Origin of the sequence: Undibacterium sp. RuRC25W (assembly GCF_049339825.1) — a bacterium.
GTDB lineage: Bacteria > Pseudomonadota > Gammaproteobacteria > Burkholderiales > Burkholderiaceae_D > Undibacterium.
On sequence record NZ_JBMPPD010000006.1, the window covers coordinates 60731 to 85298 of the forward strand.

Below are 24568 nucleotides of genomic sequence, written 5' to 3' on the forward strand. Positions count from 1 at the left end.
GATTTTTTGTAAAAAAATGCTGATTTCTCCCTGACAAATGTGAACAATTTATAAATCGCAGCGTACTATCATCTTTCTCGCTTTGTACGGCCGGACTACGTGCACCATGCTGGTTCATTTTTTCCAATTTGGATTACCTATGACAATTATTTCTCCTCAGCAGCACGCTAAACATTCTTCGTGTTATGTCGACGTTGATCAATCATCGTCACTGAGTTATCGCCCTGCGGTGGCAAGTGATGCTGTATTCCTGACGCAGTTGGTCAATAGCGCTTACCGTGGTGATACGAGTCGACAAGGGTGGACCACAGAAGCGGGTTTACTCGATGGGCCGCGTATTGAAACCAAGGAAGTACTTGAACTGATTTCAGCAGATGATTCGGTGATTTTTTTATGCGTACAACAGCAGCAAATCATTGGCTGCGTGCATTTACAGAAAGATGGCGACGCTGCTTATCTGGGTATGTTCGTCGTCAACCCTCTCCTGCAAGGTCACGGAATAGGGAAACAATTTATGCAAGCCGCTGAGTTACACGCTCAGGCGCAGTGGGGCATCAATAAAATGTGGATGACGGTGATCAGTGTGCGAGAAGAGTTGATTGCATATTACCAACGCCGTGGCTATGTGCGTACTGGCAGGTTTAAGCCGTTTCCGAAAAACAATGGTAAAGAAAAACTGCTAGTTGAAGATCTGCAATTTGAGGAAATGGAAAAAACGCTGCACGTCTAATTCCAATGAGCCTGCTCTATTCGTGCCGATAGAAGTAGATCGCTACACATAAGATAATCCCGACGGCATATAGCAGCCGGGTATCGCTGCCTGTCACATAGGGATACAGCATCATCACCACACCCAGCCATTTGGTTTTGTTTCGTTCCGTTTTTTTACCGAAGCGATACGCGACAAAACCAATGATCCCAAACAGAATCGCTCCAAAGAGGTACGTGGGCGTTGGTAAAACGCTCATTAACATCCCTTGTAGTTCCTGGTCATTCATGGTGATGGTCTTCTCTATCGTTGATTGAAACAGCGTGTCCTTAATATTTATGCCATCAACAGGATGGCAATACTGGTACCGATACCCGCGGCCCAAATCAGGCTACGGAGCGGCCCTATATTCATCAGGTAGACGATGACATACGCAATACGGATACCAATAAAAGACATCGCGAGTAAATCAATCCGTCCTTGATCAGCATGAGCCTGCTGTGCCAGAACAACCGCAGCAATAAAGAGTGGCAATGCTTCCCAACCATTGTTTTGCGCAGCCAATGCGCGTTGCTGCCAGCCAGTGAGGCGGGTCGCCCATTCGCGGGGATTATTATTGTCGTAGCGTTCGGCGCGAGTTGCCGATGTGGCTGAACCCGCTTTCGCCAGACCGACTGTGATGATTGGTAATAAACAGGCAGTTAATACGCACCAATTGGCAATGGTCATGCTTATCTCCTCAGGTGTTGAGTTGTATCAGGGATTATTTTAATTGCCTCGACATACTAAGGTAAAAGCAGCCCTTTGGCACGATTAACCAGCGTTCTGAATTGATTTTTCATTTTGGTTGACACCCAATTGTTAAAAAAATTGAGTTTAGAACGACTCTACCAATTTAAGTAGTTTTTAAAAATTGCTGTCAACAGCTTGTCGTCCGACCGCGTTCTTGGCATACGTAGACACACTACGCTAAGTAAGAAAAGCAGTCAAAACAGTTAAGCACTCATAGTTTCACTTTATATAGAACAGGACTCATCATGAAAACGATTATCGCCGCCATCATCGCTACAACGTTCGCAATGGGTACAGCGTTCGCCCAGACACCAGCAGCGAGCGCACCAGCGAAAGCCAGTGTTACTCCAGCAGCAGTAACTGCACCAGCATCAGCGACGACGGCAAGCAAAGCAGATGCAAAAGTTGCCTCACCAGTTGCAAAAGTAGCGCATAAAAAACACGCAAAAAAAGTCGCTGAAAAAGAAACGAAAAATGACAAAAATGCAGATCAAAAAACCGAAGCGAAAGTAGTAACGACAAAAGCAGAAGCACCTAAAAAATAAAGTAAAGAAGCAGTTGTATAAAAACGCAAAAATAACTTCATCACATTAACGAATAAAGAATAGGAATTATCATGAAAACGATCATCGCCGCTATCATCGCTACAACATTCGCAATGGGCACAGCCTTCGCTCAGACGCCAGCAGCAAGCACTCCTGTTAAGGCGGTGACGACTGCGGCAACTACAGCAACTACAGCAGTCGCCGCACCAGTTGCAAGTGCAAAGAGTGATGTAAAAGCAGAAGCTAAAGCGGAAACTAAAGTAGATGCAAAAGCAGCTACCAAAGCAGATACCAAAGCAGATACCAAAGCAGATACCAAAGCAGATACCAAAGTAATAGCACCTGTAGTAAAGCATGCACACAAAAAACATGTAAAAAAAGAGGCAGGTACTGAAGCAAAAGTGGATGGTAAGTCTGACGCTAAAGCAGCAAATATGACAGCGGCATCTGCATCATCGACACCTGCTGCAACACCAGCAGTAAAGAAATAAAACTGGTTAATTAACGTACATAAGCAAGTAACAGCATCACTCATTTAACGAATAAAGAACAGGAATTATCATGAAAACGATCATCGCCGCTATCATCGCTACCACCTTTGCAATGGGTACAGCTTTCGCACAATCTCCGGTGGATATGGCACAGGCAAAAGTAGCAACCACAGTTGCTTCAGCAAAAACTGCAGCCACGACCGCCGCGACGACTGCAACAACGGCGGCAACAACGGCGGTAGCTCCTGCTACACCGTCAGCACCTGCCACCGCTGCAATAGCTGCACCTGCTTCTCAAGCCAAGGCCACTGTGCCAGGTGAAAAAAGCAGAATGAAACATCACATGGGCACGAAAAAAATGGCAGCCGCAAAAACGGAAGAGAAAATGGAAGCAAAACCTGCGGCCAACGTAGATGCAAAGGTAGCGACAAAAATAGCACCTAAGCCACAAGCTGATAAAGCTGCCGCTTCTAAATAATTACTTGCACTCGTCTTGTTAAAGATGCGTCAGGGAAGAAGTAAAAAGTAAAAAGTAAATTCAAGTTCACAAAAGTGACGCCAGTTGAGTGATTGACTGGCGTTTCTTTTTATCGCTTCTGCATACAATGTAATGTCGCTTCATCAATCACTGCATCAACAGAACAATCTTTGACAGTACGCTGCATTTTTGATTTTGCCGGTATCGCCTGACCTGGTGTTAGCCAACTGCGATAACGCGGTATGACGACACTGTTTTCAGTAGTCCAAAACTTAATCGGCAGCGATACGATAGTGCCGTTCTCATTTTTCTGTAGCACGAAATGTAAATGCGGTTCCGAAGAAAATCCGCTATTTCCTGATAAGGCAATCGGCATGCCTGCAGTAACTTTCTGACCAACAGATACCCGTGATGAAAACTGTTTCAGGTGCAAGTACTGTGCCCATGTGCCATCGTCATGCAGAATGCTAATCGAGTTTGCTTTCGTCAAAAACGCTGTTGTTGCCTGCCCATTGTCGCTGAACTGGTTGATATTCTGAATCACCGTTCCACTGCGCGTTGCAATCACCGGTGTGCCGATAGGCATAGGAATATCAATCGCATTTTTACTGCCGACATCATGATGAGAAAAAATGGGACCGTCTGACGCCTGAGAAATTTGCAATGCCCTGTCAAACACAAATGGAACAAGGTATTTTGCCCCGGGAGTTGCCTGGGCATTGGGCTGACCGATCATATATTCGTATTGATAGGCAAACGCATACCGTTGTTGCTTGTTGTCCGGGGTTACCCTGACTAATTCCGTCGTTTCCCCCCCCTCGTAACAGACGTATTATTGGCCAATTTACGCTGGAGGCAATATTGGTAGCACTAGTGAGCGTGACAGTGACCGTTATCGGAATCTGACTCAGATTATTGGCAATGACGATGTTGGTCTCGCCATCTTTAATGGTCTCGACGTTAATTAAACTGGCTTCGGCTGTAGCGCTACCTGGTAGCAACGAGAGCGATAACAGCAGACATAGAGCACGTGGTATTGTGTGTAATGAACGTAATCGGCGTAACAGCATAAATAGTATCAATGGCATAGCGATAGATAAGTTAATGTTCCGCCATGTAAATCACACGCGGACAGGTTGGGTCTTGCTTTGTTTGTGGACACCAGAATGAGACCGTGATCGACCATCGATGGCAGGAAATTTCAATCAGATCAGGGCGGTTCCCCATGCCCATATTGCATGTCGATTGCAATGCATGGTCGATGCTCATTCCTTGAAAATAGCCATAACCGCTGATTTTTTTTAGTGTGGTGATGGCCCGTTGTGGTTCGACTGATCCAGGCCGCACTAGTAATTTGCGGTCTGAATGTTGGACAGATAAAGGCAGGATCGTTTCTAATTCTGCCTCGCCACAACTCCACTGATTTGCATCGCGTCCACAAAGGGCGACATAGTACAGAGGCTGCCCCATTAATTGTGTGTGGGGTCGGCATTTCACCTCGGCAAAGTTAGCACGTCCATTGGCTTCCAGCGAGCGTGCATCTATCTCCGCGATAGCTAATCCGAATTTTTCACCGCATACCGTTTGCTCCAATTGCAGTCTTTCCTGACGCGATACCTTCGCGGGAAAACTGTCATCGCTTGCCTGAGTGGCATAACAGGCGGTAACGCCGATGAATGCGACGAGATAATGTCGTAAAACAAGCTTTTTCATACGCAACGGAAGTAGTCAAGTAGTGAAGGGATGAAGCGGATCTGTGCTCATGACGGACATGAAATCGTAACATGTTTAGAACGAATTCTTTTACTTCAAAGACACCAATATGGCACTGTATTCCCGCGCAGGCGCGAGTCCAGTTGCGTGTGAGTACCTTCTTCCCCGAGCGGGCAGACAAGATGAATTACAGATTGACGGTACTGCTTGCCCTGATGTTTTCCAATCGCTGATGCAATTCATCATCCCAGCTGACTTTAATTTGTTGTTTTGCGCGCAGATAATGGTCACTGAAGACATCCAGATAGGCATCCAGTGTTTGCGCTGCCAGTGTTTCACCCGCCATACCAAGACATACGGCAGCGACTTCTGCCGTACATAAATGATCGTCCCGTTTGGAGCGCCGCAGACGATAGCGTGATAATTGTTCCGGAGCGAGACTCAGCACCGGAAAAGGTAGCAAATACGGACTCTTTTTAAAAATTTTTCGCGCTTCTGACCAAGTGGCATCAAGCAAAATGAAGAGCGGGCGTCGACCTGTGGACTCTGGTGCTGCGTTGTTTGCTCCAGAGTCGTTCATTAATTGGCTGACAACGCGCTCCGGTGCCACAAATTCACCCGGAAACACCACATACGGTTGCCATTGCGGATCCGTCAGCAGTGCCAACAATGCGGGGTCAGTTTCGGTACGCGCCCAACCAAATGCCATGGTGTCCGGCACCACATCGGCGATCAACCAGCCGGTGTTGCTGGGTTTGAGTGTTTCATGCTCTGCCATCAACAGACACACCCCAGCTCGGGTAGGTACGATGGGACGCAAATGGCATAAGCAGTGACTCAGAATCAGACGGCATCCACTACAACGTTCACCATGTGGGCCGCCCCGCGCCAGAAATGGTCGCGTACTCCGCAGCAAACGTGCCGCGCGTAATCGGGAGACGGCATGGGGTGGAAAAGGGGAGAGAGCAGTGGTCATGATGGCAGCTTTGCGACGCTGTGTGCTAAAGAGGCATGCATTTTAGTGCAAGCGTCACAAAAACGCCTGAAATTCCTGAGGCCGCCGATGATCAAGCCCGTTTGCTGATCAACTTTTCACCCAAACCCTTATCCGTTGTTCCTTTACTCGTCCATCAGCACAAAGTCACTTTTAGGCGCGGAGCAATCAGGGCAGGTCCAGTCGTCCGGAATAGCTTCCCACCGTGTCCCCGGCGGAAATCCTTCCTCAGGCAAACCGAATGCTTCATCGTACATCATGCCGCAAGTGACGCAGCAGTATTGGCGGAACGCGGGTGTCGCGATGTTTGCGCTCATACGGTGTTCCTTGTCGTCGCGTTATCGTTTTTGTTGCTTTTGTCACTTTCGGCAGTGTTTTGGACGATAAAATCTGGTTTTTCTCTTACAAAACACTGCGGGCACGGAAAATCCTCCGGAATTGCTTGCCAGGTTGTCCCCGGCACATAGCCTTCATGTTCACAGCCTACCTGTTCGTCGTAGAGGTAACCACAATCAGGGCATTGATAGCAGGTCATGCGTATCTCCTTGCGGCTATTGGTTGGCAGATTGAGTGGGCTGGTGATAGCGCTGCATGAGCGTTTCTCGTTGTGCCGGATCCAGATTGACGAGCGCCATGTCTCCCTGCGCCCATGCCACGACCCGATGATTCATGATGGCAAACCAGAGCGGTGGAATCATCGCAACCAAAAACATCCCAAAATAACCTTGCGGTAATTGCGGTACATCGTGATAGTCACGCAATACCTGATAAGGCCTGGTCGGATGGGCGTGGTGATCGGAATGCCGTTGCAGATGTACCAGTAATAGGTTCGATAGCTTGAAATTACTATTCCACGAATGCTTTGGTTCGCAGCGCTGATAACGTCCAGTAGTGTCTTTCTGGCGCAAAAGACCGTAGTGCTCAACGTAGTTTGCTAAGGTCAGTTGCCACCAGCCAAAACCAGCCGCCAAGAATAAAAATGGCACTAAGACGATGCCCCAAAAATACAGCATCAGGCCATACGCCAATAGCGTGAAGCTCCATTGTTGCAAAATCTCATTCTGCGGTGACCACCAGCGTTTATCTTGTCTCTGCAAACGCTGTGTTTCCAGATGCCACGCACGCACCAAGGCCCCCGGCAATTCGCGGCACGCAAAACGATACAACGACTCGCCAAAGCGTGCAGATGCCGGATCTTCTGGCGTCGCCACGTCTTTGTGATGCCCTTTATTGTGTTCGACAATAAAATGCCCGTAGCCACAGCATGCCAACACCAGCTTTCCGGCAAGTGTTTGCTCTTGGTCGGTCGCTTTGTGACCCAGCTCATGCCCGATCGCAAGACCGACACCGTTAATTAATCCGGCACTCAATCCAGCACCGAGCATTGCTACCCATGACCAGTGCCAATGCGAGACCACATACGCCATACCGACCATTGCTGCCCAATGCATCGCGGTTGCTCCATACAACACGTGGGCAAAATAGCGGTCATTTTTGAGCTGATCAACCTGCTCATCCGATGGATTGGCGTGATCTTTGCCAACGATGCTATCGAGCAGCGGAACAAGAACATAGCCCACCGGTACCACTAGCCATAACCACGCCCCTTGTTCAAAATGCACCGCTAAAAAGGCAGACAGCAAAGGTAAGGTGGGTAAGAGTAACGAAGTGAGATACCAATAGCGTTTATTGTTGAGCCATTTCTGCTCCAGCGCAGTAACCCAATTGTGATGCACGGTCGTTGTCATGCTTGTCTCCGTTATTATTTTCAATCGCATGATGTTTGTTTACCAGCCCCCACATTCTCTGCCTTCTGGCATCGTCAAAGTACGATAAACTGAGCCTGTTTTTATCAAAAAACGATCATTAGCGGTCAACACGGGAGACCCCAGCATGAAAGTATGGGACGAAGTCAGCAAGCTGCTTGGCGTGAAACCCATCGTGAGTGGTGATATTGGCAATCGCGTTGATACCAACATGACGCTACGTGCCGAACGGTATCTGTTTCGCATGACACAGCGGCAGTTTCCTGCATTGCCAGCCATGGTGTTACTGTCCCATCTCGGTGGTGGACGCGTACATGAGGCGCATCAGGCGGATATGGTTTCTGAGTCGATTCCAAGTTTTTCTGGTGCGATGCCAGCAAATTGCCCATCGCAGTGGATATTTGGTGGCGCTATTGATGTGGCTGTCTTTTATTTTTTAGAGCCGCTGCGCGGCGATGTGTTGCGATTACATAATCTGATCAGCAACACGAACACCCTTTGTCTGTTTAATGATCCGCTAGTGAACGCGCTGGCCCGCCAGGTTGTAGAGGAACTTGCTAAAGGGCTGGGTGCTGATGGGGAGTATATGACACGTCTGAGCACACTGATGGTAGAGCAAAGTTGTCGCACGATCGAAGGCATGACCCGCAGAGGGATGCGACCAGATACCTTACAAATAGGGCGCTTGGAGCTCGTGCTTGGCTGGATACAAAACAATCTGTCAGGAGAACTCCCTATTGAAGACTTAGCTCGCCGCGTTGGTGTCAGCACGGCTCATTTCCGACGTTTGTTTATAGAGGCCATGGGCACCGCCCCGCACCGATATATTTTGCAACTGCGCCTGCAACGTGCCAGTGAGTTGTTGACCAGAACTGATCTGTCGATAGAGCGGATCGCACAAGATTGTGGTTTCAGTAGCCAAAGTCATTTAACGTCCGCATTTAAAACGGCATATGGTGTAACACCAGCAAAAATGAAACAGAAAGCGAAGTCGTCACAGTTTTCGGTATGAAATACGGTGACGATCATGTGCTTATTTGATTCTGCATTTATCGACTTCTGCGGCCACACTTATTTGCGTTGATTTGCTGATTTGGTCGGTCACTGCAACGGCCGCGTCAGTACAGGTGACCGTGGCCCCTTTCAATCCGCGCTGCGCAGGAATGCTACCAGTGCTTACGCCGACCTCAGCAACACCAAATATTCTTTTACGATTTTCTGATTCTTGCAGACTTTTTTCAAATTCATCATGGGTCGTAGAGCTGGAATTGGTCAGAATCGCTGGTTTGTTATCTACCCCATTGAGTTCCTTACTGATCTCTTTTACCACTTGACGCGATTCCGGATTGAGCGGCTGTGCCAGCAATGGTGGTGCCTGTTCTGTCACAGGGGGTGTTTGAGCAGCCACATTTTCATACAAGAGTACCGTGCCTAAAAACACATAAAGGAAAGTGCGACATACTGGAACCATACGTCTCAATTTCAGCACCACTATTTTCATGATAAAACTTCCTCGCAACGTTGTTAATTTAGGGTACTAGGCAGTCGTCATCACGACGGAGCAAGACAGTTGATTTGGTATTAAATTCTTGCATCACACGCCATAGCATCTTATCGACTAATAATGTGTATTTATTTTTAGAAACAAAGATCGATATTTTTTTTGATACTATCACCTGCGTTTGCTGCATCTGCTGTAAGCCAATAAAGACAACACGAGACCAATGGCATGACAATAAAATTTAAAAAATATACCGAATGGACAGTTGGATCAAAACTGACACTCATAGTTTCAACTGTTTTTAGTCTTATTTTATTTACCTTCACTTCCGTGGTTAACTATAACCTGAAGCAACAGGCAGAAGCGCAAGCCGTCACCGATGTCACGGAAAGAACGCAATTTGTTGTCGATATGCTCAATATCTTTGATGCCGATCTACGCAATCAGGCCAACGACGCCCTCAAAGTATTCAAGGGAAATTTTAAAGAAGGGTTTGAGCTTGATGCTTCGCGCACCATCGACGTCGCAGGTGCAAACACGCCTGTACTCACATCTGGCGGCAAGGACCTCAATGGCGAGCTCTCCTATACCGACCGCCTGACCAGTGAAATCGGCGCGGTGGCGACGATTTTTGTTAAGAATGGTGATGATTTTATCCGCATATCAACATCGCTTAAAAACGATAAGGGCGAGCGCGCTATCGGTACGCCACTCAACCACGCCAGCCCCGCATTCAAAACCTTAATGGAAGGCAAGGGCTACGTTGGTCTGATCGAGCTGTTCAACAAACAGTATATGACCCAGTACGATCCTATCGTTGATACCCGCGGTAAAGTGGTCGGCGCGCTGTTTGTCGGCAAAGACTTTACGGTAGCGATCAATGAGGTCAAAGATAAAATCCGTTCTATCAAACTCGGCAAGTCAGGCTATTTTTACGCCCTTGATGCGCGAGAAGGTAAAACCTACGGCAATCTATTCCTGCATCCGACCAAAGAAGGAAAAAACATCCTTGATTCCAAGGACGATAACGGTCACGAATTTATCAAAGAAATACTCCAACGTCAGCAAGGCGTGATTCGCTATCCGTGGGTCAACAGCGAACTCGGTGAAACGGATGTGAGAGAAAAAGTCGTCGCATTCTATCCGATTAAGGGTTGGAACTGGGTCGTTGCTGGAGGCATGTATTCAGACGAATATGCGGCGCAATCTCATCGTACTAACAAGGGTTACCAAATCATCAGTCTAGTGATCGTGTTCATGTTGGGTGTGTTCATGTTTAAAGTCATGCGCATTCGTTTAAGTACGCCGCTGCAACAAGTGATTATGGCAGCCAACAAAATGGCGAATGGTGATCTGACAACCTCAGTGAAAGTCACCCGCGTTGACGAGATCGGCCAACTCATGCACGCCATTAACGGCATCGGTCAGGGACTACGTTCGCTGATTAACGAAGTCCAGCAAAGTGCCAGCATGATCGCGTATTCATCACAAGAACTCGCTGACGGGAATGTCGACTTGTCAGCCAGGACCGAATCGCAAGCCAGCTCTCTTGAGCAAACAGCGGCCTCCATGCACGAGATCACCGGCACCGTTAAGCAAAATTCAGAAGGTGCAAAACATGCAAACGAATTGGTCCTCGCCGCTGCCGAAGTCGCCTCCAGAGGTGGCAAGGTCGTCAGCGAGGTCATCGGCACCATGTCATCGATCAAAGAGAGCTCCAGAAAAATCGTTGACATCATTGGTGTGATCGATGGTATCGCCTTCCAGACCAATATCCTAGCGCTGAACGCCGCCGTCGAAGCCGCCCGCGCCGACGAACAAGGCCGCGGCTTTGCCGTCGTCGCCAGCGAAGTCCGCAACCTCGCCCAACGCTCCGCCAGCGCCGCCAAAGAAATCGCCGTGTTGATTAAAGACTCGGTCGCCAAGGTCGAATCCGGCAACCTGTTAGCAGAACAAACTGGTAAAACCATGGAAGACATGTTACGTTCCGTCGACCAAATCACGCAGATCACCGCCGAAATCTCCCACGCTAGCCAGGAACAAAGCGACGGCATCGAACAGATTAACCAGGCCGTCTCACAAATGGACGACATGACCCAACAAAACTCCGCCCTGGTAGAGCAAGCCACCGCCGCCACCGAAACCATGCGCGAACAAGTGGACCATCTGGTGAGATTGGTTAGTGCGTTTAAGTTGAGATAAATCGCTGTAGAACACAATAATCCGCTCTATCGAAAAAAGAACCACATCGTTGTTTTGGGACACCAATTAGGATGTGGTTCTGGTCGTCTTAGCGCATCTCTTTCTAATCACCTGAGGCGCGCAAAAACCCCTCGTTACTCACTAATCGGTTGAGATGCGAGATGAGGTAACGTGTTATCGGACAGATCCATGACAGGAGTTGCAAGTTGTCTCACCTGTTGTGTTGCATAAGTAGCAGTTATCACTACCACTGCCACCGCATGAAGTGCATGTTGATTGATTGTCCCCGTACCCAACTACCCCTCGCTGATTGCAAGCAGAGCACGCTTTTTTCCCATTCGTACAAGCGTGGCAAGCAACTCGGCCACGACCGTTGCATGTGTAACATGTTGATTCAGACATCGATGATCTCCACTGTTTTCAAAAAGAAATTTAAAAATAACATTTTCTTATAAGAATTTAAATTTCTTATCGTTTCATATTAAATATATATCTTGCTTTCAAATAAACAACAAAGAGAACCTTTGGTCACCTAGACTCGGGTGAGATTGTCGCTGCGAATAACGCACTGGGATATCCGAGGAAATTAGTTTGTCTATGTTCGTTCGTTGTTTTTGATACAAACAAACCAATTCGGTTATGATGCAATAAAGAAAACTAAACGGAAAATTTGATGACCGTAAAATCAAGCTCATGGACGAGAGAGCAGCTATTGGTTGCATTTAATTTGTATTGCCAGCTACCTTTCGGAAAATTTCATAGCCGTAATCCCGACATTATTCGTCTAGCAGCGCTGATAGATCGTACGCCATCAGCCCTAGCAATGAAATTAGTCAACATTGCAAGCCTTGATCCACTTATTACCGACACGGGTAGGGTAGGGCTTAAGGGATCGTCAAAATTGGATCGCGCAATGTGGGACGAAATGCAAAATGATTGGAATTCTTTCGCGATTCAAAGTCAGACTATGGTTGATAACTTAGTTGAGGCAAGTCAGCCATTGTTCGAAAGTGCCATCACTACAGAATTAGGAATTGTCGAAGATGAATTGGATTACTCTGCCGAAACAAAAGTAGCGCAGACAAAAATTCGTGTAGGTCAAAATTTCTTTCGCCGCTCCGTATTAAGTGCATATTCTGGACGGTGCTGCATTACTGGCTTATCGCATCCAAGTTTATTGGTCGCTAGTCACATCGTACCTTGGAAATCTGATAAAGATAATCGCCTCAATCCTCGTAATGGTTTGTGTCTTTCTGCCCTTCACGATAAAGCGTTCGATCAAGGGCTTATCACAATCACACACGACTATGAAGTCAAGGTTTCCTCTTCTGCTAGAAAATTAGAGAAGAATAAATTTACCTCGGAATGGCTATTAGATTTACACGGAAAAAAAATTTCTTTGCCTGAAAAATTTATACCTTCAAACGAATTTATTTCTTGGCATAACGAGCATATATTTTTATCGAACTAAATATTGATTTTCTTAGGTGCTAACGTGAAAGTAAGATTTTTATACATGTATCGTGATGCAGGGAATTTCAAAAATTTTGGTGAAGCTTATTTTGAAAATCCACATGGCTTCAGTTTAGAAAACCTGACAGAAAAAATAAAATCCAATCTTTTAGACTACTTATTTTTTGATGCTTTTGCGGTTGGTTTACCAGAGTTATTCTTTGAAGATTACGACGACGAACTTGATCACGATTGGCATGAATTTGATCGATTGGAGCATCTCGTTGACAACAACATTGGAGACGACTTGCAGTCGATAAGCGATTTTATTGAACAACTAGAGGTGAAAAAAATAATGTAAATGTCGCACCAAAAATAGTTCGCTGTTCATGTCGCTCTCGTGACAAAGATTACCAGACCTTCACTTTATCGTCGTCTATTAGCTGACGAAAATCCTCACTCATCGTCGCCCAATCCGCAATATCCACTTTAAATGGCAAATCTGATTCCGAAAAATCATGCTCAAGTGCTGCGATGAGGCTTAAAGATAAACCTGCCTTGCTTTTGATCGCCAGATCAAGATCAGAGTAGGGCTTGGCTGTGTGTTTTGCGCGTGAGCCAAATGCCCACACCGTGTCGTTGGGAACATGGCGTTGCAATATCGCTGCGATAATCGCCCATTGCTCTGCCGTTACATCAATGTCCGGTTGTTGGTTCATGTTTTGGGTGTGCCGCGTTTTTTCAGTTCCTGTAGTAAGGCTTGTCCTTCTGAGAGAAAATCTGGCACGATTTGCATGACTTCGATTGCTTTGCTCTCGTCGTAAGTGTGGCTGGTGATACTCCGCGCCTTGCGGTAATCTTTCCAACGATCCCAGCCGCTGCGCAGCAAACCTTGTTCGCTACCAGTTCTGATCAAGTCCGCAAAAGGTAGTTCGTCGATTTCAGCGGGATTAGCCGCTGCGAGTTCTAAATAGCGTTTGAGCATTTTGTGTGACAGCTCATAGCAGAATTCAAAGCGCTGAATGCTGGCGTCGCGGTAGAGGGAGTTGCCATTGTCCGCCTTATACGCCTGCAAGGCTTCGACAAGTCGCTGCAGCGCATTTTCTAAAGAGCTCAGATCGAGTTGAATTGCCATGTCGGCTCCCTGATTACTGTCGATAAAAAAGGCCTACCGGAAACGGAAGGCCTTTTCATTGTGCCGTTAATTGATATTAAACGTCAATATTCCCCGCCCGCAATGCATTGGACTCAATAAACGCGCGGCGTGGTTCTACGTCGTCGCCCATCAGTGTCGTGAAGATTTGATCCGCTGCAATCGCGTCTTCGATCTGGACTTTCAAGAGGCGGCGGACGGTTGGGTCCATGGTGGTTTCCCACAGTTGGCTTGGGTTCATTTCGCCCAGACCTTTGTAGCGTTGCTTGCTGACGCCGCGTTCGGCTTCGTCGCGCAGCCACAGCATGGCGTGGTGGAAGTCTTGTACGGCGATTTCTTTTGCGCGTTCGCCTTCGCCGCGGCGCATGAAGGCGCCTTCGCCTAAGAGGCCTTTAAACGTTGCTGCGGCGCTTTCCAGGACTTTGTAGTCGGTGGCTTCAACGAAGTCTGCATCGATGCTGGTGACCTTGATGTTGCCGTGGTGCATGCGTTCTATGCGCAGGCTGAAGGCGCCGGACAATTCATCTGACCGTACCACTGCTTTGACGGCAGGATCGTTGATGGCTTTGGTCATGTTGATGGCGGACTGCTCGGCGTTTTCTGCGGTGTCCATTTTCAGGGTCACGCCGGTCATGATCGCTGTGAGTGCTGCGCGGTCGATGACGCGGGTTAAGCGCATCATGATGGCGTTAGCGAGGTTGTACTGACGTACCAGTTCTGCCAGTGCTTCGCCAGTGATCGGGTCAGCGCCTGTGCTTGGGATCAGGGATGCGCCGGTCAGGGCGACGGTCATCATGTAAGTCGCTTCTTCGGCGTCATCTTTAAGGTAACGTTCATCGCGGCCGGCTTTGACTTTGTACAGCGGTGGCTGGGCGATGTAGATGTGACCGCGTTCGACCAGTTGTGGCATTTGACGGTAGAACAGCGTTAAGAGCAGCGTACGGATGTGGGCACCGTCGACGTCCGCATCGGTCATGATGATGATGCGGTGGTAGCGCAGTTTGTCGGCGTTGAATTCATCTGGGCCGATGCTTGTACCCAGCGTGGCGATCAACGTGGTGATCTGTTCGCTGGAGAGCATTTTTTCAAAGCGTGCTTTTTCGACGTTGAGCACTTTACCGCGCAGTGGCAAAATCGCCTGGAACTTACGGTCACGACCTTGTTTGGCAGAACCGCCCGCGGAGTCACCCTCGACGATGTACAGTTCGCACAGGGCGGGATCTTTTTCTTGGCAATCAGCGAGCTTGGACGACAAGCCTAAACCATCCATCACGCCTTTACGACGGGTCAGTTCACGGGCTTTACGTGCGGCTTCGCGGGCGCGGGAGGCTTCAACGATTTTGCCGCAAATGATTTTGGCGTCGTTTGGTTTTTCAGCTAAGAAATCAGTCAATGTTTTGGCAACGATTTCTTCGACCGGACCACGCACTTCGGAAGAAACGAGTTTGTCTTTGGTTTGTGAGCTGAATTTTGGTTCAGGTACTTTGACGGACAAGACGCAGGTTAAGCCTTCGCGCATATCGTCGCCAGTGACTTCAACTTTGGCTTTTTTAGCGTATTCGTGTTCTTCGATATATTTGTTGATGACGCGGGTCATCGCAGCGCGCAAGCCAGTTAAGTGGGTACCGCCGTCGCGCTGTGGAATATTATTGGTAAAGCACAGCACTTGTTCATTGTAGGCATCGTTCCATTGCATAGAAACGTCGACAGTGATGTTGGTACCTTGATCCGAAACGCGTTCGCCTGTTGCCTGGAAAATCGTTGGATGCAAGACGCTCTTGGCTTTGTTGATATATTCGACAAAACCACGGGTGCCGCCTTCAAACGCAAACAACTCTTCTTTACCAGTGCGGTGGTCGTTGAGTTTGATGCGCACGCCATTGTTTAAGAAGGACAGTTCGCGGATACGTTTTGCCAGAATTTCGTAATGGAATTCAACGTGGGTGAAGATTTCTTCATCAGCCCAGAAATGGACTTCAGTACCGCGTTTGTCAGTGTCACCAACAACTTTGATTGGTGATGTAACGATGCCGTCGACGGTTTCGAGTTCACGGTTTTGCGGTACGCCACGCACAAATTCCATGGTGTGAACTTTGCCGTCGCGACGAATGGTCAGCTTAAGTAATTTGGATAAGCCATTCACGCAAGAAACACCAACGCCGTGCAAACCACCGGAGACTTTGTAGGAGTTCTGATCGAACTTACCGCCGGCGTGCAATTCGGTCATGACGATCTCAGCCGCACTACGCTTAGGTTCGTGCTTGTCGTCCCATTTGATGCCGGTAGGAATACCACGACCGTTATCGGTAATCGAAATAGAATTGTCGGTATGAATCGCAACGTTAATTTCGGTACAGTGACCAGCTAAGGATTCATCGATGGAGTTATCCAGAACCTCAAAGACCAGATGATGTAAGCCAGTGCCGTCCGATGTGTCGCCAATGTACATGCCGGGGCGCTTACGCACGGCTTCCAGACCTTCCAGAATCTGGATGGAGGATGCACCGTATTGATTGGAACTGGCGGCTGAAACTGGTTGGTTCTCTTGGTTTTGATCGGACATGGCTACCTTCTTTGTGTTTACTGCGTGTTCATGGGTATTCAATCCCTTCCCTGATCACATGGATGAAGAGGGAAGGGTGGGGTGGCAGAGTTTGTCCTCTGCGGAAAAGACATCAAAGATCAGAAGGGACAACATGCTGCATTTTGTGCAGTTGGCTGTCGCTACCTGAGATCAACGCCCCTCACCCCTGCCCCTCTTCCGCTTGCGGTAGAGGGGTGTGTCAGGCTTAAATTCTCATTGGCATGACGACGTATTTGAAGTCAGTGTTTTCTGGAACGGTGATCAATGCCGAAGAATTGGAGTCGCCCAGAGAAACGCAAACTTGATCGCATTTCAGGTTGTTCAATACGTCCAACAAGTAGCTGACGTTGAAGCCGATATCGACGCTATCGCCACCGTAATCGATCTCGATTTCTTCCATCGCTTCTTCTTGATCGGCATTGGTCGACAAGATTTGCATGCTGCCTGGTGTAATCACGCAACGGACACCTTTGAATTTGTCCGAGGTCATGATCGCGGCACGTTGCAAGGAGCGCAATAACTGTTCGCGACCCAACGTAAAGCTGTTTTTGTAGCCTTTAGGAATCACGCGGTTAAAGTCTGGGAACTTGCCTTCAACCAGTTTGGACACCAGTTCGATATCGGCAAATGTCAGTTTGACCTGATTGTTGGCGATGTCGATTTGTACTGGGTCTTCTTTGTCTTCCAGCAAGCGCTGTAATTCGATGATTGTTTTGCGCGGAATGATGACTTCGTGACGTGGGAACTCTTGTTCCACTTCGACTTGGCAAAACGCCAGACGATGGCCGTCTGTGGCGACGGCAATCACGTTTTTACCATCCACTACCAACAGCAAGCCGTTGAGGTAATAACGGATGTCTTGTTGCGCCATGGAGAAATGCACCATGTTGAACAGATGCTTCAATGTTTTTTGCGGCAAATTGACGCTGGCATTGAAATGTTCTGCTTGTGCAACCGTCGGAAACTCTTCTGCTGCTAAGGTTTGCAAAGAGAAGCGTGACTTGCCGGATTGAACGCTCATGCGTTTGTTATCGAGCTTGAGCACGACGTCCTGATCGTCAGGCAAGGCGCGCAAAATATCGAGCAATTTGCGTGCTGCGACGGTGGTAGCGACAACCTCGCCACCAGAACCGATTTCTGCTTTGGTCGTGATCTGTACTTCGATGTCCGTCGATAAGAAGGACACTTGTTCACCGTCTTTGCGAATGAGGATATTGGCCAAAATCGGCAATGTGTGCCGACGCTCGACAATACCACTCACAATTTGCAAAGGCCGGAGCAGTGTGTCCCGGTGGGTTTTTACCAATTGCATTTGAAATCCTCGCTAATCGTGGTTGTTATGATTGATACTGCATAAATACTGCTGTTGAACTGCCGCTTTCTGTCCGGCATGGAATGCATGTTTCATGCCCGGACGTCTTGGACTTACTTTGCACTTGCTCTGCACTTACTTATTATTTAGCTTGCTACTTCTTTGTCCTTCTTAACCCTCTCGGCCTGCTTCGCCTTCTTAGCCTTTCAGGGTCTGCTCCAGCACATGCAACTCATGGTTGCATTCTGGATTTTTGCTGCGATCAGCGGTGATTTTGCGAACGGCATGCAACACCGTGGTGTGATCGCGACCGCCAAATAATTCGCCAATTTCTGGCAAACTTTTTTGCGTTAGTTCTTTTGCCAGATACATAGCAATCTGACGTGGTCTGGCAATATTTGCCGGACGCTTTTTAGAATACATATCGGCAACTTTGATATTGAAAAAGTCAGCGACCGTCTTCTGGATGTTTTCAACAGAAATCTGGCGGTTTTGGACCGACAACAAATCTTTGAGCGCTTCTTTGACGACATCAATGGTGATCTCTTTACCATGGAAGCGAGAGTACGCCAGAATCTTGCGCAACGCGCCTTCGAGCTCACGCACGTTAGAGCGCAGATGCTTGGCCACAAAGAACGCAACGTCATCTGAAAAATGCACGCCTTCGGAGTGCGCTTTTTTGAGCAGAATGGCGACACGCATTTCTAATTCTGGTGGTTCAATCGCCACCGTCAGACCCGAGTCAAAACGCGAGATCAAACGGTCATCCATACCCGTGATTTCTTTTGGATACGTATCACTGGTGATGATGATTTGTTTCTTGGCTGCAATCAGTGCTTCAAACGCATAGAAGAATTCTTCTTGCGTGCGGCTCTTGCCACCAAAGAATTGAATATCATCGATCAGCAACAGATCGAGCGAATGGTAATAACGCTTGAATTCATCAAAGCCTTTGCGCTGATACGCTGTCACCACGTCACGCACATATTGCTCAGCGTGGATGTAGCGGATTTTGGCGTTAGGATTGTCAACCAGAATCTGATTGCCGATCGCGTGAATCAAGTGTGTCTTACCCAGACCAACACCGCCGTACAGGAACAGTGGGTTATATGAAACGCCAGGATTGTTGGCGACCTGAATCGCGGCGGCACGCGCCAATTGGTTGGCCTTACCGGTCACGAAACTATCAAAGGTTAATTCGACGTTGATGCGGCTCAGGTCGCGACGTGGAGAAGCTTCTGGCGCGGCAGCTTCTGGCTGCGATTCTTGAGCGTTACTCACAGGCTCACCATCTACACCTTGACGCGAAGGCATCGGCGCCGCTGCAGGTTTCTTGCCACCGCGCGGATCGAGCACGAAGACGACTTCAACGTCTTCATCCCAATACTGATTCGCCAGCTCAGAGATACGGTTGGCAAACTGTGCTTTCACCCAGTCAAGTTTAAAACGATTGGGCGCAGCGATACTCAGCTTGCCTTCTTCGAAGGAGAGCGGTACGAGCGATTTAATCCATGCACTGTATTGTTGCGGTGGAAGCTCTTGCTCAAGTTGGGACGAACAGGCTTGCCAGAAATTTTCCATGTATGACTTTAAATTATTAAATGCAAATGCGCGGTGCCGAATTAATCTTTCAGGGTGTATGTAAAACAGCTTCGGCAAACTCTCATGTACTTCAAGCACTCATACCAAGTGCGAAGTAAAAAATAAATAACAAGCACGCGTTTTTCTACAGCCTTGCTTGCTATGTCATGCCGGAACACTTTTTCATCAACCCCGATACTTTCGAATTTTAAGAATGAAATGGTCAAATAAACAATTTGTTCTTTTCATTCAGTTTTTTGAAAGTTGCCATTAAGGCATAAACCGGTGCCGCGCTAATCCTCTATTTTAACCGCGACTGAGCGAGTTATCCACAGCCTTAGATTAAATTTATTCCTTGCACTGCGTCAGAGGCGGTAAACGGCTTTTGATTAATTTTTACGCTAAGTGATTGACACGTAAGGTAAAAATGGTGTCTAATTCAGGGTTCCCTACCCTCTTTTATTGGATGGTGCATTGTTTATGTTGGGTTTTTACTAATTCAGCATAGATGCAGTACATTAATGCAGCAAGCCATGAGCAGCGGTTTTGGGGCAGTAAAGGTGAAAAGCCTGACGTAAACAACGCAAGCCTTTACCCGTAATTCCGATTTTTTTTATTGCTCAAATAGCGAGACCAACATGAAACGTACTTACCAACCTTCCGTCGTTCGCCGCAAGCGCACTCACGGTTTCCGCGCACGTATGGCAACCCGCGGTGGCCGCGCTGTACTGAATGCACGCCGTGCTAAAGGCCGTAAACGCCTGGCAGCTTGATTTTAAATTTTTGGTCTGCGGCAGCTTTCGCTGACATCGCATGATCAATCTTTTAGCTGACCCAGTTCAGGCCGATGCAGGCGGTGCAGATTTTGCGCGTGCCCGACGCATCATTAAAACGGATGAGTTTTCATCCGTTTTTCGTTTGCGCCCCGTGCAAAAAACGCCCCATTTCGTGCTCTACACCAGAGCGAATGAATTGGCGCATGCCCGTTTAGGTGTGGTTGCTGCCAAGCGCTTTGCGCCGCGTGCAGTGACCCGCAATACGATCAAGCGTGTAACGCGCGAGATCTTCCGATGTGCTGCTTTACAAAACGTCGATTGCATCGTGCGCCTGTCGCGACCCGTCAACAGCAAAGACGGTCCAGCTACCACTGCCCAGCTCAAACGCGAGCTGCGGGCGGAGATTCTGCGCCTGTTTGCTGCACCTGCCTGTAAAAAAGTGGGCTGACATGAAAACATTACTGCTCCTGTTGCTACGCTTTTATAAGTACGCAATTAGTCCTATGCTGGGGCAGAATTGTCGTTTTTATCCCAGCTGCTCTGAGTATGCGGCACAGGCGATTGCATTGCATGGTGCGACCAAGGGAAGTTATTTAGCAGGCAAGCGCTTGTGTAAATGTCATCCTTGGCATCCTGGCGGCGTGGATCATGTCCCGCCCGCTAGTGAAAAACACATGATTGCCCCCACATCCGACTCATGCTGCCATGATCAACCTGGCAGCACTGGTCATTCCTCACACTTTTCCTGACATATACCAAATGGATAAAATGGATATCAAACGTACCGTCCTGTGGGTTATTTTTTCCATGTCGCTCTTGCTTCTGTGGGACAACTGGATGCGCCATAACGGCAAGTCGTCTATGTTTTTTCCTGCTGCGGCAACGCAACAAGTAAAAGATGCCAAGTCAACGACAGCGACGACGGCAACGAATGCGGTAGTCCCTGCAGCGGGCACTGCCAACGGTGCAGTAACTACGTCTGTGAACGGCGATGCGGCGGCCGTTGCGGTCAAGACTGAGCGCATTACGATCACCACTGACGTGATCAAAGCAGATATTGATACCCTGGGCGGTGAAGTTAAGCGTCTGGAATTGCTGCAATACAAAGATCATCCTAAGCCAGAGCATTTCTACGAGCCATTCTTAGAAGCAGTCGGCTTACGCGCAAAACAGCAAAGCGATAAAAATGTCGTACTGTTTGATGAAAGCAATGCACGTACCTACCTCGCGCAAACTGGTTTAGCCAATGCTGCTTATCCAAATCATAAGTCTACTTTCGTAGCGCAACCTGGTAAGCGTAGTTTAGACGGTAGCGATAGCGTGCAGTTGGTGCTGGTTTCTGAACAAGGCGGCGTCAAACTGACAAAAACCTTCACCTTCAAAAAAGGTGATTACGCCATTGACGTTAAACATACAGTGACGAACAACACTGGCGCAGCGATTACACCAGCGTTGTACCTGCAACTGATTCATGACGGCACGAAACCTGAAGGCGGTTCGATGTTTACTGGCCCATCCGAATTCTACGCACCAGCGGTGTATACAGAATCGGAACACTTCCAGAAGCTGGAATTTGAAAAAATCCGCAAAGCTGAAGAAGAGCAACCAGGTAGTAGCAACAACGCCCACGCTAAGTCGGCAGACAATGGATGGGTCGCTGTTATTCAACATTTCTTTGTGTCTGCATTTGTTCCGCAAGACAAAGGGATGCGCGAATTCCGTACCGAAAAAGTGCGTGACAACATTTATGCAGTCAGCACTGTATTGCAGTTAGGTAGCATTGCTCCTGGTGCAAGTAAAGATGCTGATGCCAAGCTGTACACAGGTCCACAATCGACCGCTGTTTTGGAAAAAATCGCTCCAGGTCTCGAATTGGTCAAAGACTACGGCATTCTGGCGATCATTGCTAAACCATTGTTTGGTCTGATGAGCTTTATCCATGGTCTGATCGGTAACTGGGGTTGGACGATTGTTGTCTTCACGATTTCGATCAAACTGGCATTGTTCCCATTGTCTGCTGCTGGTTATCGCAGTATGGCAAAAATGAAGGTCGTGACACCGAAGATGCAAGCGGTACGTGAACGTTACAAAAACGATCCGCAAAAAATGAATCAAGCGATGATGGAGTTATACAAAACCGAGAAGATCAATCCACTCGGTGGCTGCTTCCCTATCCTGATTCAGATGCCGGTGTTCTTGTCCTTGTACTGGGTATTGCAAGCCAGCGTTGAAATGCGTGGTGCACCATGGATGGGTTGGATCACTGATTTGACTTCGCCAGATCCACTGTTCATTTTGCCTGTAATTTACGCGATTTCGATGTTCATTACGACTAAATTGAATCCTGCGCCTGCAGATCCAATGCAAGCCAAGATGATGATGTTTATGCCATTGGCATTCTCAGTGATGTTCTTCTTCTTCCCATCCGGTCTGGTACTCTACTGGGTAGTGAACAACATTCTGTCGATTGGCCAGCAATGGGTGATCAATAACAAATTGATCCCGCCAGAGCACAAAGTAAAGGCTTAAGCTTGAAATTCGGGAGCAGCGATGCTCCCGAAAAGACAACGCCCGAGCCTAAGCTCGAGCCTAAGCCCGCAGCGTGCGGGCTTTTTTTATACATAAAGAGTGCCACGACGAAGTTGTTTTGTCGTATTTTTGTCACAAGCACGCCTAGATATCCGCACGTTGATCGTGCAAGCAAAGTTAAAATTTCAACATGATCTACGACCCTATCCCCATCGCAGCGATTGCCACCGCCCCCGGACGCGGAGGTATCGGTGTCGTCCGCATTTCCGGTAAAAATCTTGCGTCTGTGATTGTCGCGTTATTTGGTGACATGCAGTTCAAGCCACGCCATGCCAGCTATCTCCCATTTACTCAACAAGATGGGACAATGATTGATCAGGGCATTGCGATTTACTTTAAGGCGCCGCATTCGTATACCGGTGAAGACGTGCTGGAGTTACAAGGGCACGGTGGTCCAGTGGTCATGCAAATGCTCTTAAGCCGCTGCCTTGAAGCCGGCAAAGACGCAGGTTTGCGTTTGGCTGAACCAGGTGAATTTACGCAACGGGCATTTTTGAACGATAAGCTCGACCTTGCACAGGCCGAAGCGGTGTCTGATCTGATCGAAGCCTCTACCGAAGCTGCGGCAAAATCGGCGTCGCAATCGTTATCTGGTGCTTTCTCCAGAGTTATTCATGATCTGGTCGATAAGGTCGTGAATCTGCGAATGCTAGTTGAGGCGACGTTAGATTTTCCTGAAGAAGAAATCGACTTCCTGGAAAAATCCAACGCACGCGGGCAGTTGACGGTGATCCAAACCGCGCTGCAAAAGGTATTTGAGCAAGCCTCGCAAGGCGCGTTGTTACGGGCTGGTTTGAACGTCGTCTTGGCTGGTCAGCCGAACGTCGGTAAATCGTCTTTGCTTAATGCACTAGCAGGTGATGACGTCGCAATTGTCACGCCGATCGCTGGGACCACCCGCGATAAAGTCACTGAGACAATTCATATTGAAGGTATTCCACTCAACATCATCGACACTGCTGGCATCCGTCACGAGCACGACGATGTGGAACCGGGTGGCATCGTCAATGTGATCGATACGGTAGAACGCATTGGTATCGAGCGAACCTGGGCCGAAGTGGAAAAAGCCGATGTGATTCTGCACCTGCTCGATGCTAGCCGTGGCCCGACGCGCGCCGATGAGGCGATCGTTGCGCGCTTTCCGGGAGGGGTTCCTGTTATTCGTGTCTGGAACAAAATCGACATCTCTGGTCACCACGCAAGTGTCGATCAGATGGCAGATGCAACGCATATCTATCTGTCTGCACAAGATCATGTTGGTATTGATTTGCTGCGCCAGGAATTATTGCGCATCGCAGGCTGGGAACAAACCGGTGAGTCGCTTTACCTCGCGCGTGAGCGTCATCTGATTGCCCTCAAACACGCGCACGAACATCTGCAAACCGCCGCAGAATACGCCGCGCAAAACGATCAGTCGCTGGATCTGTTTGCGGAAGAATTACGCCTGACCCAAGACAGACTCAATAGCATCACCGGTGAGTTTTCTTCGGACGACTTGCTGGGTGTGATTTTCTCGCGGTTTTGTATTGGGAAATAAAGCGCGGCAAATCGTATTGTGTGGAGCGGGTACAATCTGCGCCTATCTTTGGGCGGCTGAAAATGGCGGGTTGCACGTATCCTACGCGCTGTTATCCAAGTCAATCCTGATGCCACTCCTTTTTGCGTTAATTTTGAACCCTTTTTAATGTGTAAAACGATCGCTCTTCGTAGAGCCAAGCCGGGTGTGGCCCGGCAGCCACTTACTTTTCTTTGCTTCGCCAAAGCGAAGTAAGCAAAAGAAAGGCGACGCTGAGACTTTGCCCTGCGGGTGCCGTCACTGCGTGTCGGCAAAATTCGTGTGTAACGTAAAATGGGAAAGTGTCGAAACTCGCTGCGCTCAGACAACGACACTTTCTGATCCGTTTTCCGTGAAGCACGAATTGCTTTGAAT

The 24568-nt window shown here is 48.3% G+C and carries 27 protein-coding genes; 13 read left to right on the forward strand and 14 right to left on the reverse strand.

Annotation, left to right across the window (positions count from 1 at the left end; translation table 11 throughout):
- The first annotated feature begins 139 nt into the window (after nucleotides 1–139).
- Complete coding sequence (locus tag ACO0KV_RS04715; RefSeq protein WP_423040404.1) at nucleotides 140–730, forward strand: GNAT family N-acetyltransferase; 591 nt, start codon at nucleotides 140–142, stop codon at nucleotides 728–730.
- A 16-nt stretch (nucleotides 731–746) separates the two neighbouring features.
- Here the strand turns inward: ACO0KV_RS04715 and ACO0KV_RS04720 are convergent, their stop codons facing one another.
- Both ACO0KV_RS04720 and ACO0KV_RS04725 read right to left on the reverse strand, forming a co-directional pair.
- Complete coding sequence (locus ACO0KV_RS04720) at nucleotides 747–998, reverse strand: hypothetical protein (protein ID WP_423040406.1); 252 nt, start codon at nucleotides 996–998, stop codon at nucleotides 747–749.
- A 47-nt stretch (nucleotides 999–1045) separates the two neighbouring features.
- Nucleotides 1046–1438: an MAPEG family protein gene (locus ACO0KV_RS04725; protein ID WP_423040408.1), complete on the reverse strand. Its 393-nt coding sequence runs from the start codon at nucleotides 1436–1438 to the stop codon at nucleotides 1046–1048.
- Nucleotides 1439–1746: 308 nt separating this feature from the next.
- Between ACO0KV_RS04725 and ACO0KV_RS04730 the strand changes: the two genes are divergently transcribed.
- From ACO0KV_RS04730 to ACO0KV_RS04740, 3 genes are all read left to right on the forward strand, one after another.
- The gene (locus ACO0KV_RS04730) at nucleotides 1747–2046 is read left to right on the forward strand and encodes a hypothetical protein (protein WP_423040410.1); all 300 of its coding nucleotides are present in this window, start codon (nucleotides 1747–1749) and stop codon (nucleotides 2044–2046) included.
- 71 nt (nucleotides 2047–2117) lie between these two features.
- Nucleotides 2118–2537 (forward strand): hypothetical protein, encoded by a 420-nt coding sequence (locus tag ACO0KV_RS04735; RefSeq protein ID WP_423040412.1) that lies wholly within the window; start codon nucleotides 2118–2120, stop codon nucleotides 2535–2537.
- Between the two features lie 70 nt (nucleotides 2538–2607).
- Nucleotides 2608–3015, forward strand: coding sequence for a hypothetical protein (locus tag ACO0KV_RS04740; protein WP_423040414.1), 408 nt, complete (start codon nucleotides 2608–2610; stop codon nucleotides 3013–3015).
- A gap of 109 nt (nucleotides 3016–3124) precedes the next feature.
- Here ACO0KV_RS04740 and ACO0KV_RS04745 read toward each other — a convergent pair whose 3' ends face one another.
- From ACO0KV_RS04745 to ACO0KV_RS04770, 6 genes are all read right to left on the reverse strand, one after another.
- Nucleotides 3125–3751: a M23 family metallopeptidase gene (locus ACO0KV_RS04745; RefSeq protein WP_423040416.1), complete on the reverse strand. Its 627-nt coding sequence runs from the start codon at nucleotides 3749–3751 to the stop codon at nucleotides 3125–3127.
- Nucleotides 3752–4116: 365 nt separating this feature from the next.
- Entirely contained in the window at nucleotides 4117–4728 is a 612-nt protein-coding gene (locus ACO0KV_RS04750) for a hypothetical protein (RefSeq protein WP_423040418.1), read from the reverse strand.
- 187 nt (nucleotides 4729–4915) lie between these two features.
- Nucleotides 4916–5704, reverse strand: a complete 789-nt coding sequence (locus ACO0KV_RS04755) for a tRNA-uridine aminocarboxypropyltransferase (protein WP_423040420.1) — start codon at nucleotides 5702–5704, stop codon at nucleotides 4916–4918.
- 143 nt (nucleotides 5705–5847) lie between these two features.
- Nucleotides 5848–6039: a rubredoxin gene (locus ACO0KV_RS04760; RefSeq protein ID WP_423040422.1), complete on the reverse strand. Its 192-nt coding sequence runs from the start codon at nucleotides 6037–6039 to the stop codon at nucleotides 5848–5850.
- On the reverse strand, nucleotides 6036–6257 hold the full coding sequence (locus ACO0KV_RS04765) for a rubredoxin (protein ID WP_423040424.1): 222 nt from the start codon (nucleotides 6255–6257) through the stop codon (nucleotides 6036–6038). The genes ACO0KV_RS04760 and ACO0KV_RS04765 overlap by 4 nt, the downstream gene beginning before the upstream one ends.
- Nucleotides 6258–6273: 16 nt before the next feature.
- Entirely contained in the window at nucleotides 6274–7470 is a 1197-nt protein-coding gene (locus ACO0KV_RS04770) for an alkane 1-monooxygenase (protein WP_423040426.1), read from the reverse strand.
- Between the two features lie 145 nt (nucleotides 7471–7615).
- On the opposite strand from ACO0KV_RS04770, the gene ACO0KV_RS04775 reads away from it, so the two are divergent.
- Nucleotides 7616–8500 carry a helix-turn-helix domain-containing protein gene (locus ACO0KV_RS04775; RefSeq protein WP_423040428.1) on the forward strand — a complete coding sequence of 295 codons (885 nt, stop codon included), beginning with the start codon at nucleotides 7616–7618 and terminating at the stop codon, nucleotides 8498–8500.
- Between the two features lie 21 nt (nucleotides 8501–8521).
- Here ACO0KV_RS04775 and ACO0KV_RS04780 read toward each other — a convergent pair whose 3' ends face one another.
- On the reverse strand, nucleotides 8522–8989 hold the full coding sequence (locus tag ACO0KV_RS04780) for a hypothetical protein (RefSeq protein WP_423040430.1): 468 nt from the start codon (nucleotides 8987–8989) through the stop codon (nucleotides 8522–8524).
- A gap of 228 nt (nucleotides 8990–9217) precedes the next feature.
- Between ACO0KV_RS04780 and ACO0KV_RS04785 the strand changes: the two genes are divergently transcribed.
- The 3 genes from ACO0KV_RS04785 (at nucleotide 9218) to ACO0KV_RS04795 (ending at nucleotide 13004) form a co-directional block, all read left to right on the forward strand.
- The gene (locus tag ACO0KV_RS04785) at nucleotides 9218–11191 is read left to right on the forward strand and encodes a methyl-accepting chemotaxis protein (protein ID WP_423040432.1); all 1974 of its coding nucleotides are present in this window, start codon (nucleotides 9218–9220) and stop codon (nucleotides 11189–11191) included.
- A gap of 673 nt (nucleotides 11192–11864) precedes the next feature.
- A complete protein-coding gene (locus ACO0KV_RS04790; RefSeq protein WP_423040434.1) occupies nucleotides 11865–12662 on the forward strand; it encodes an HNH endonuclease in 798 nt (265 codons plus the stop codon).
- A gap of 24 nt (nucleotides 12663–12686) precedes the next feature.
- The gene (locus ACO0KV_RS04795) at nucleotides 12687–13004 is read left to right on the forward strand and encodes a hypothetical protein (RefSeq protein ID WP_423040436.1); all 318 of its coding nucleotides are present in this window, start codon (nucleotides 12687–12689) and stop codon (nucleotides 13002–13004) included.
- A gap of 49 nt (nucleotides 13005–13053) precedes the next feature.
- On the opposite strand, the gene ACO0KV_RS04800 is transcribed toward ACO0KV_RS04795, so the two are convergent.
- The 5 genes from ACO0KV_RS04800 to dnaA all read right to left on the reverse strand — a co-directional run bounded on the left by ACO0KV_RS04800 (nucleotide 13054) and on the right by dnaA (nucleotide 19273).
- Nucleotides 13054–13362, reverse strand: a complete 309-nt coding sequence (locus ACO0KV_RS04800; protein ID WP_423040438.1) for a nucleotidyltransferase family protein — start codon at nucleotides 13360–13362, stop codon at nucleotides 13054–13056.
- A complete protein-coding gene (locus ACO0KV_RS04805; protein WP_423040440.1) occupies nucleotides 13359–13778 on the reverse strand; it encodes a nucleotidyltransferase substrate binding protein in 420 nt (139 codons plus the stop codon). The genes ACO0KV_RS04800 and ACO0KV_RS04805 overlap by 4 nt, the downstream gene beginning before the upstream one ends.
- A gap of 76 nt (nucleotides 13779–13854) precedes the next feature.
- Nucleotides 13855–16359, reverse strand: a complete 2505-nt coding sequence (gene gyrB / locus ACO0KV_RS04810; RefSeq protein ID WP_423040442.1) for a DNA topoisomerase (ATP-hydrolyzing) subunit B — start codon at nucleotides 16357–16359, stop codon at nucleotides 13855–13857.
- Nucleotides 16360–16585: 226 nt separating this feature from the next.
- The gene (dnaN, locus tag ACO0KV_RS04815; protein ID WP_423040444.1) at nucleotides 16586–17692 is read right to left on the reverse strand and encodes a DNA polymerase III subunit beta; all 1107 of its coding nucleotides are present in this window, start codon (nucleotides 17690–17692) and stop codon (nucleotides 16586–16588) included.
- A gap of 198 nt (nucleotides 17693–17890) precedes the next feature.
- A complete protein-coding gene (dnaA, locus tag ACO0KV_RS04820) occupies nucleotides 17891–19273 on the reverse strand; it encodes a chromosomal replication initiator protein DnaA (RefSeq protein ID WP_423040446.1) in 1383 nt (460 codons plus the stop codon).
- A gap of 638 nt (nucleotides 19274–19911) precedes the next feature.
- On the opposite strand from dnaA, the gene rpmH reads away from it, so the two are divergent.
- The 5 genes from rpmH to mnmE all read left to right on the forward strand — a co-directional run bounded on the left by rpmH (nucleotide 19912) and on the right by mnmE (nucleotide 24175).
- Nucleotides 19912–20046, forward strand: coding sequence for a 50S ribosomal protein L34 (gene rpmH / locus ACO0KV_RS04825; protein ID WP_061535510.1), 135 nt, complete (start codon nucleotides 19912–19914; stop codon nucleotides 20044–20046).
- 40 nt (nucleotides 20047–20086) lie between these two features.
- Nucleotides 20087–20497, forward strand: a complete 411-nt coding sequence (gene rnpA / locus ACO0KV_RS04830; protein ID WP_423040448.1) for a ribonuclease P protein component — start codon at nucleotides 20087–20089, stop codon at nucleotides 20495–20497.
- Nucleotide 20498: 1 nt separating this feature from the next.
- Nucleotides 20499–20798 (forward strand): membrane protein insertion efficiency factor YidD, encoded by a 300-nt coding sequence (gene yidD / locus ACO0KV_RS04835; protein ID WP_423040450.1) that lies wholly within the window; start codon nucleotides 20499–20501, stop codon nucleotides 20796–20798.
- A 19-nt stretch (nucleotides 20799–20817) separates the two neighbouring features.
- Entirely contained in the window at nucleotides 20818–22578 is a 1761-nt protein-coding gene (gene yidC, locus ACO0KV_RS04840) for a membrane protein insertase YidC (protein WP_423040452.1), read from the forward strand.
- A 190-nt stretch (nucleotides 22579–22768) separates the two neighbouring features.
- The gene (mnmE, locus tag ACO0KV_RS04845) at nucleotides 22769–24175 is read left to right on the forward strand and encodes a tRNA uridine-5-carboxymethylaminomethyl(34) synthesis GTPase MnmE (RefSeq protein ID WP_423040454.1); all 1407 of its coding nucleotides are present in this window, start codon (nucleotides 22769–22771) and stop codon (nucleotides 24173–24175) included.
- The last annotated feature ends 393 nt before the right edge of the window (nucleotides 24176–24568 follow it).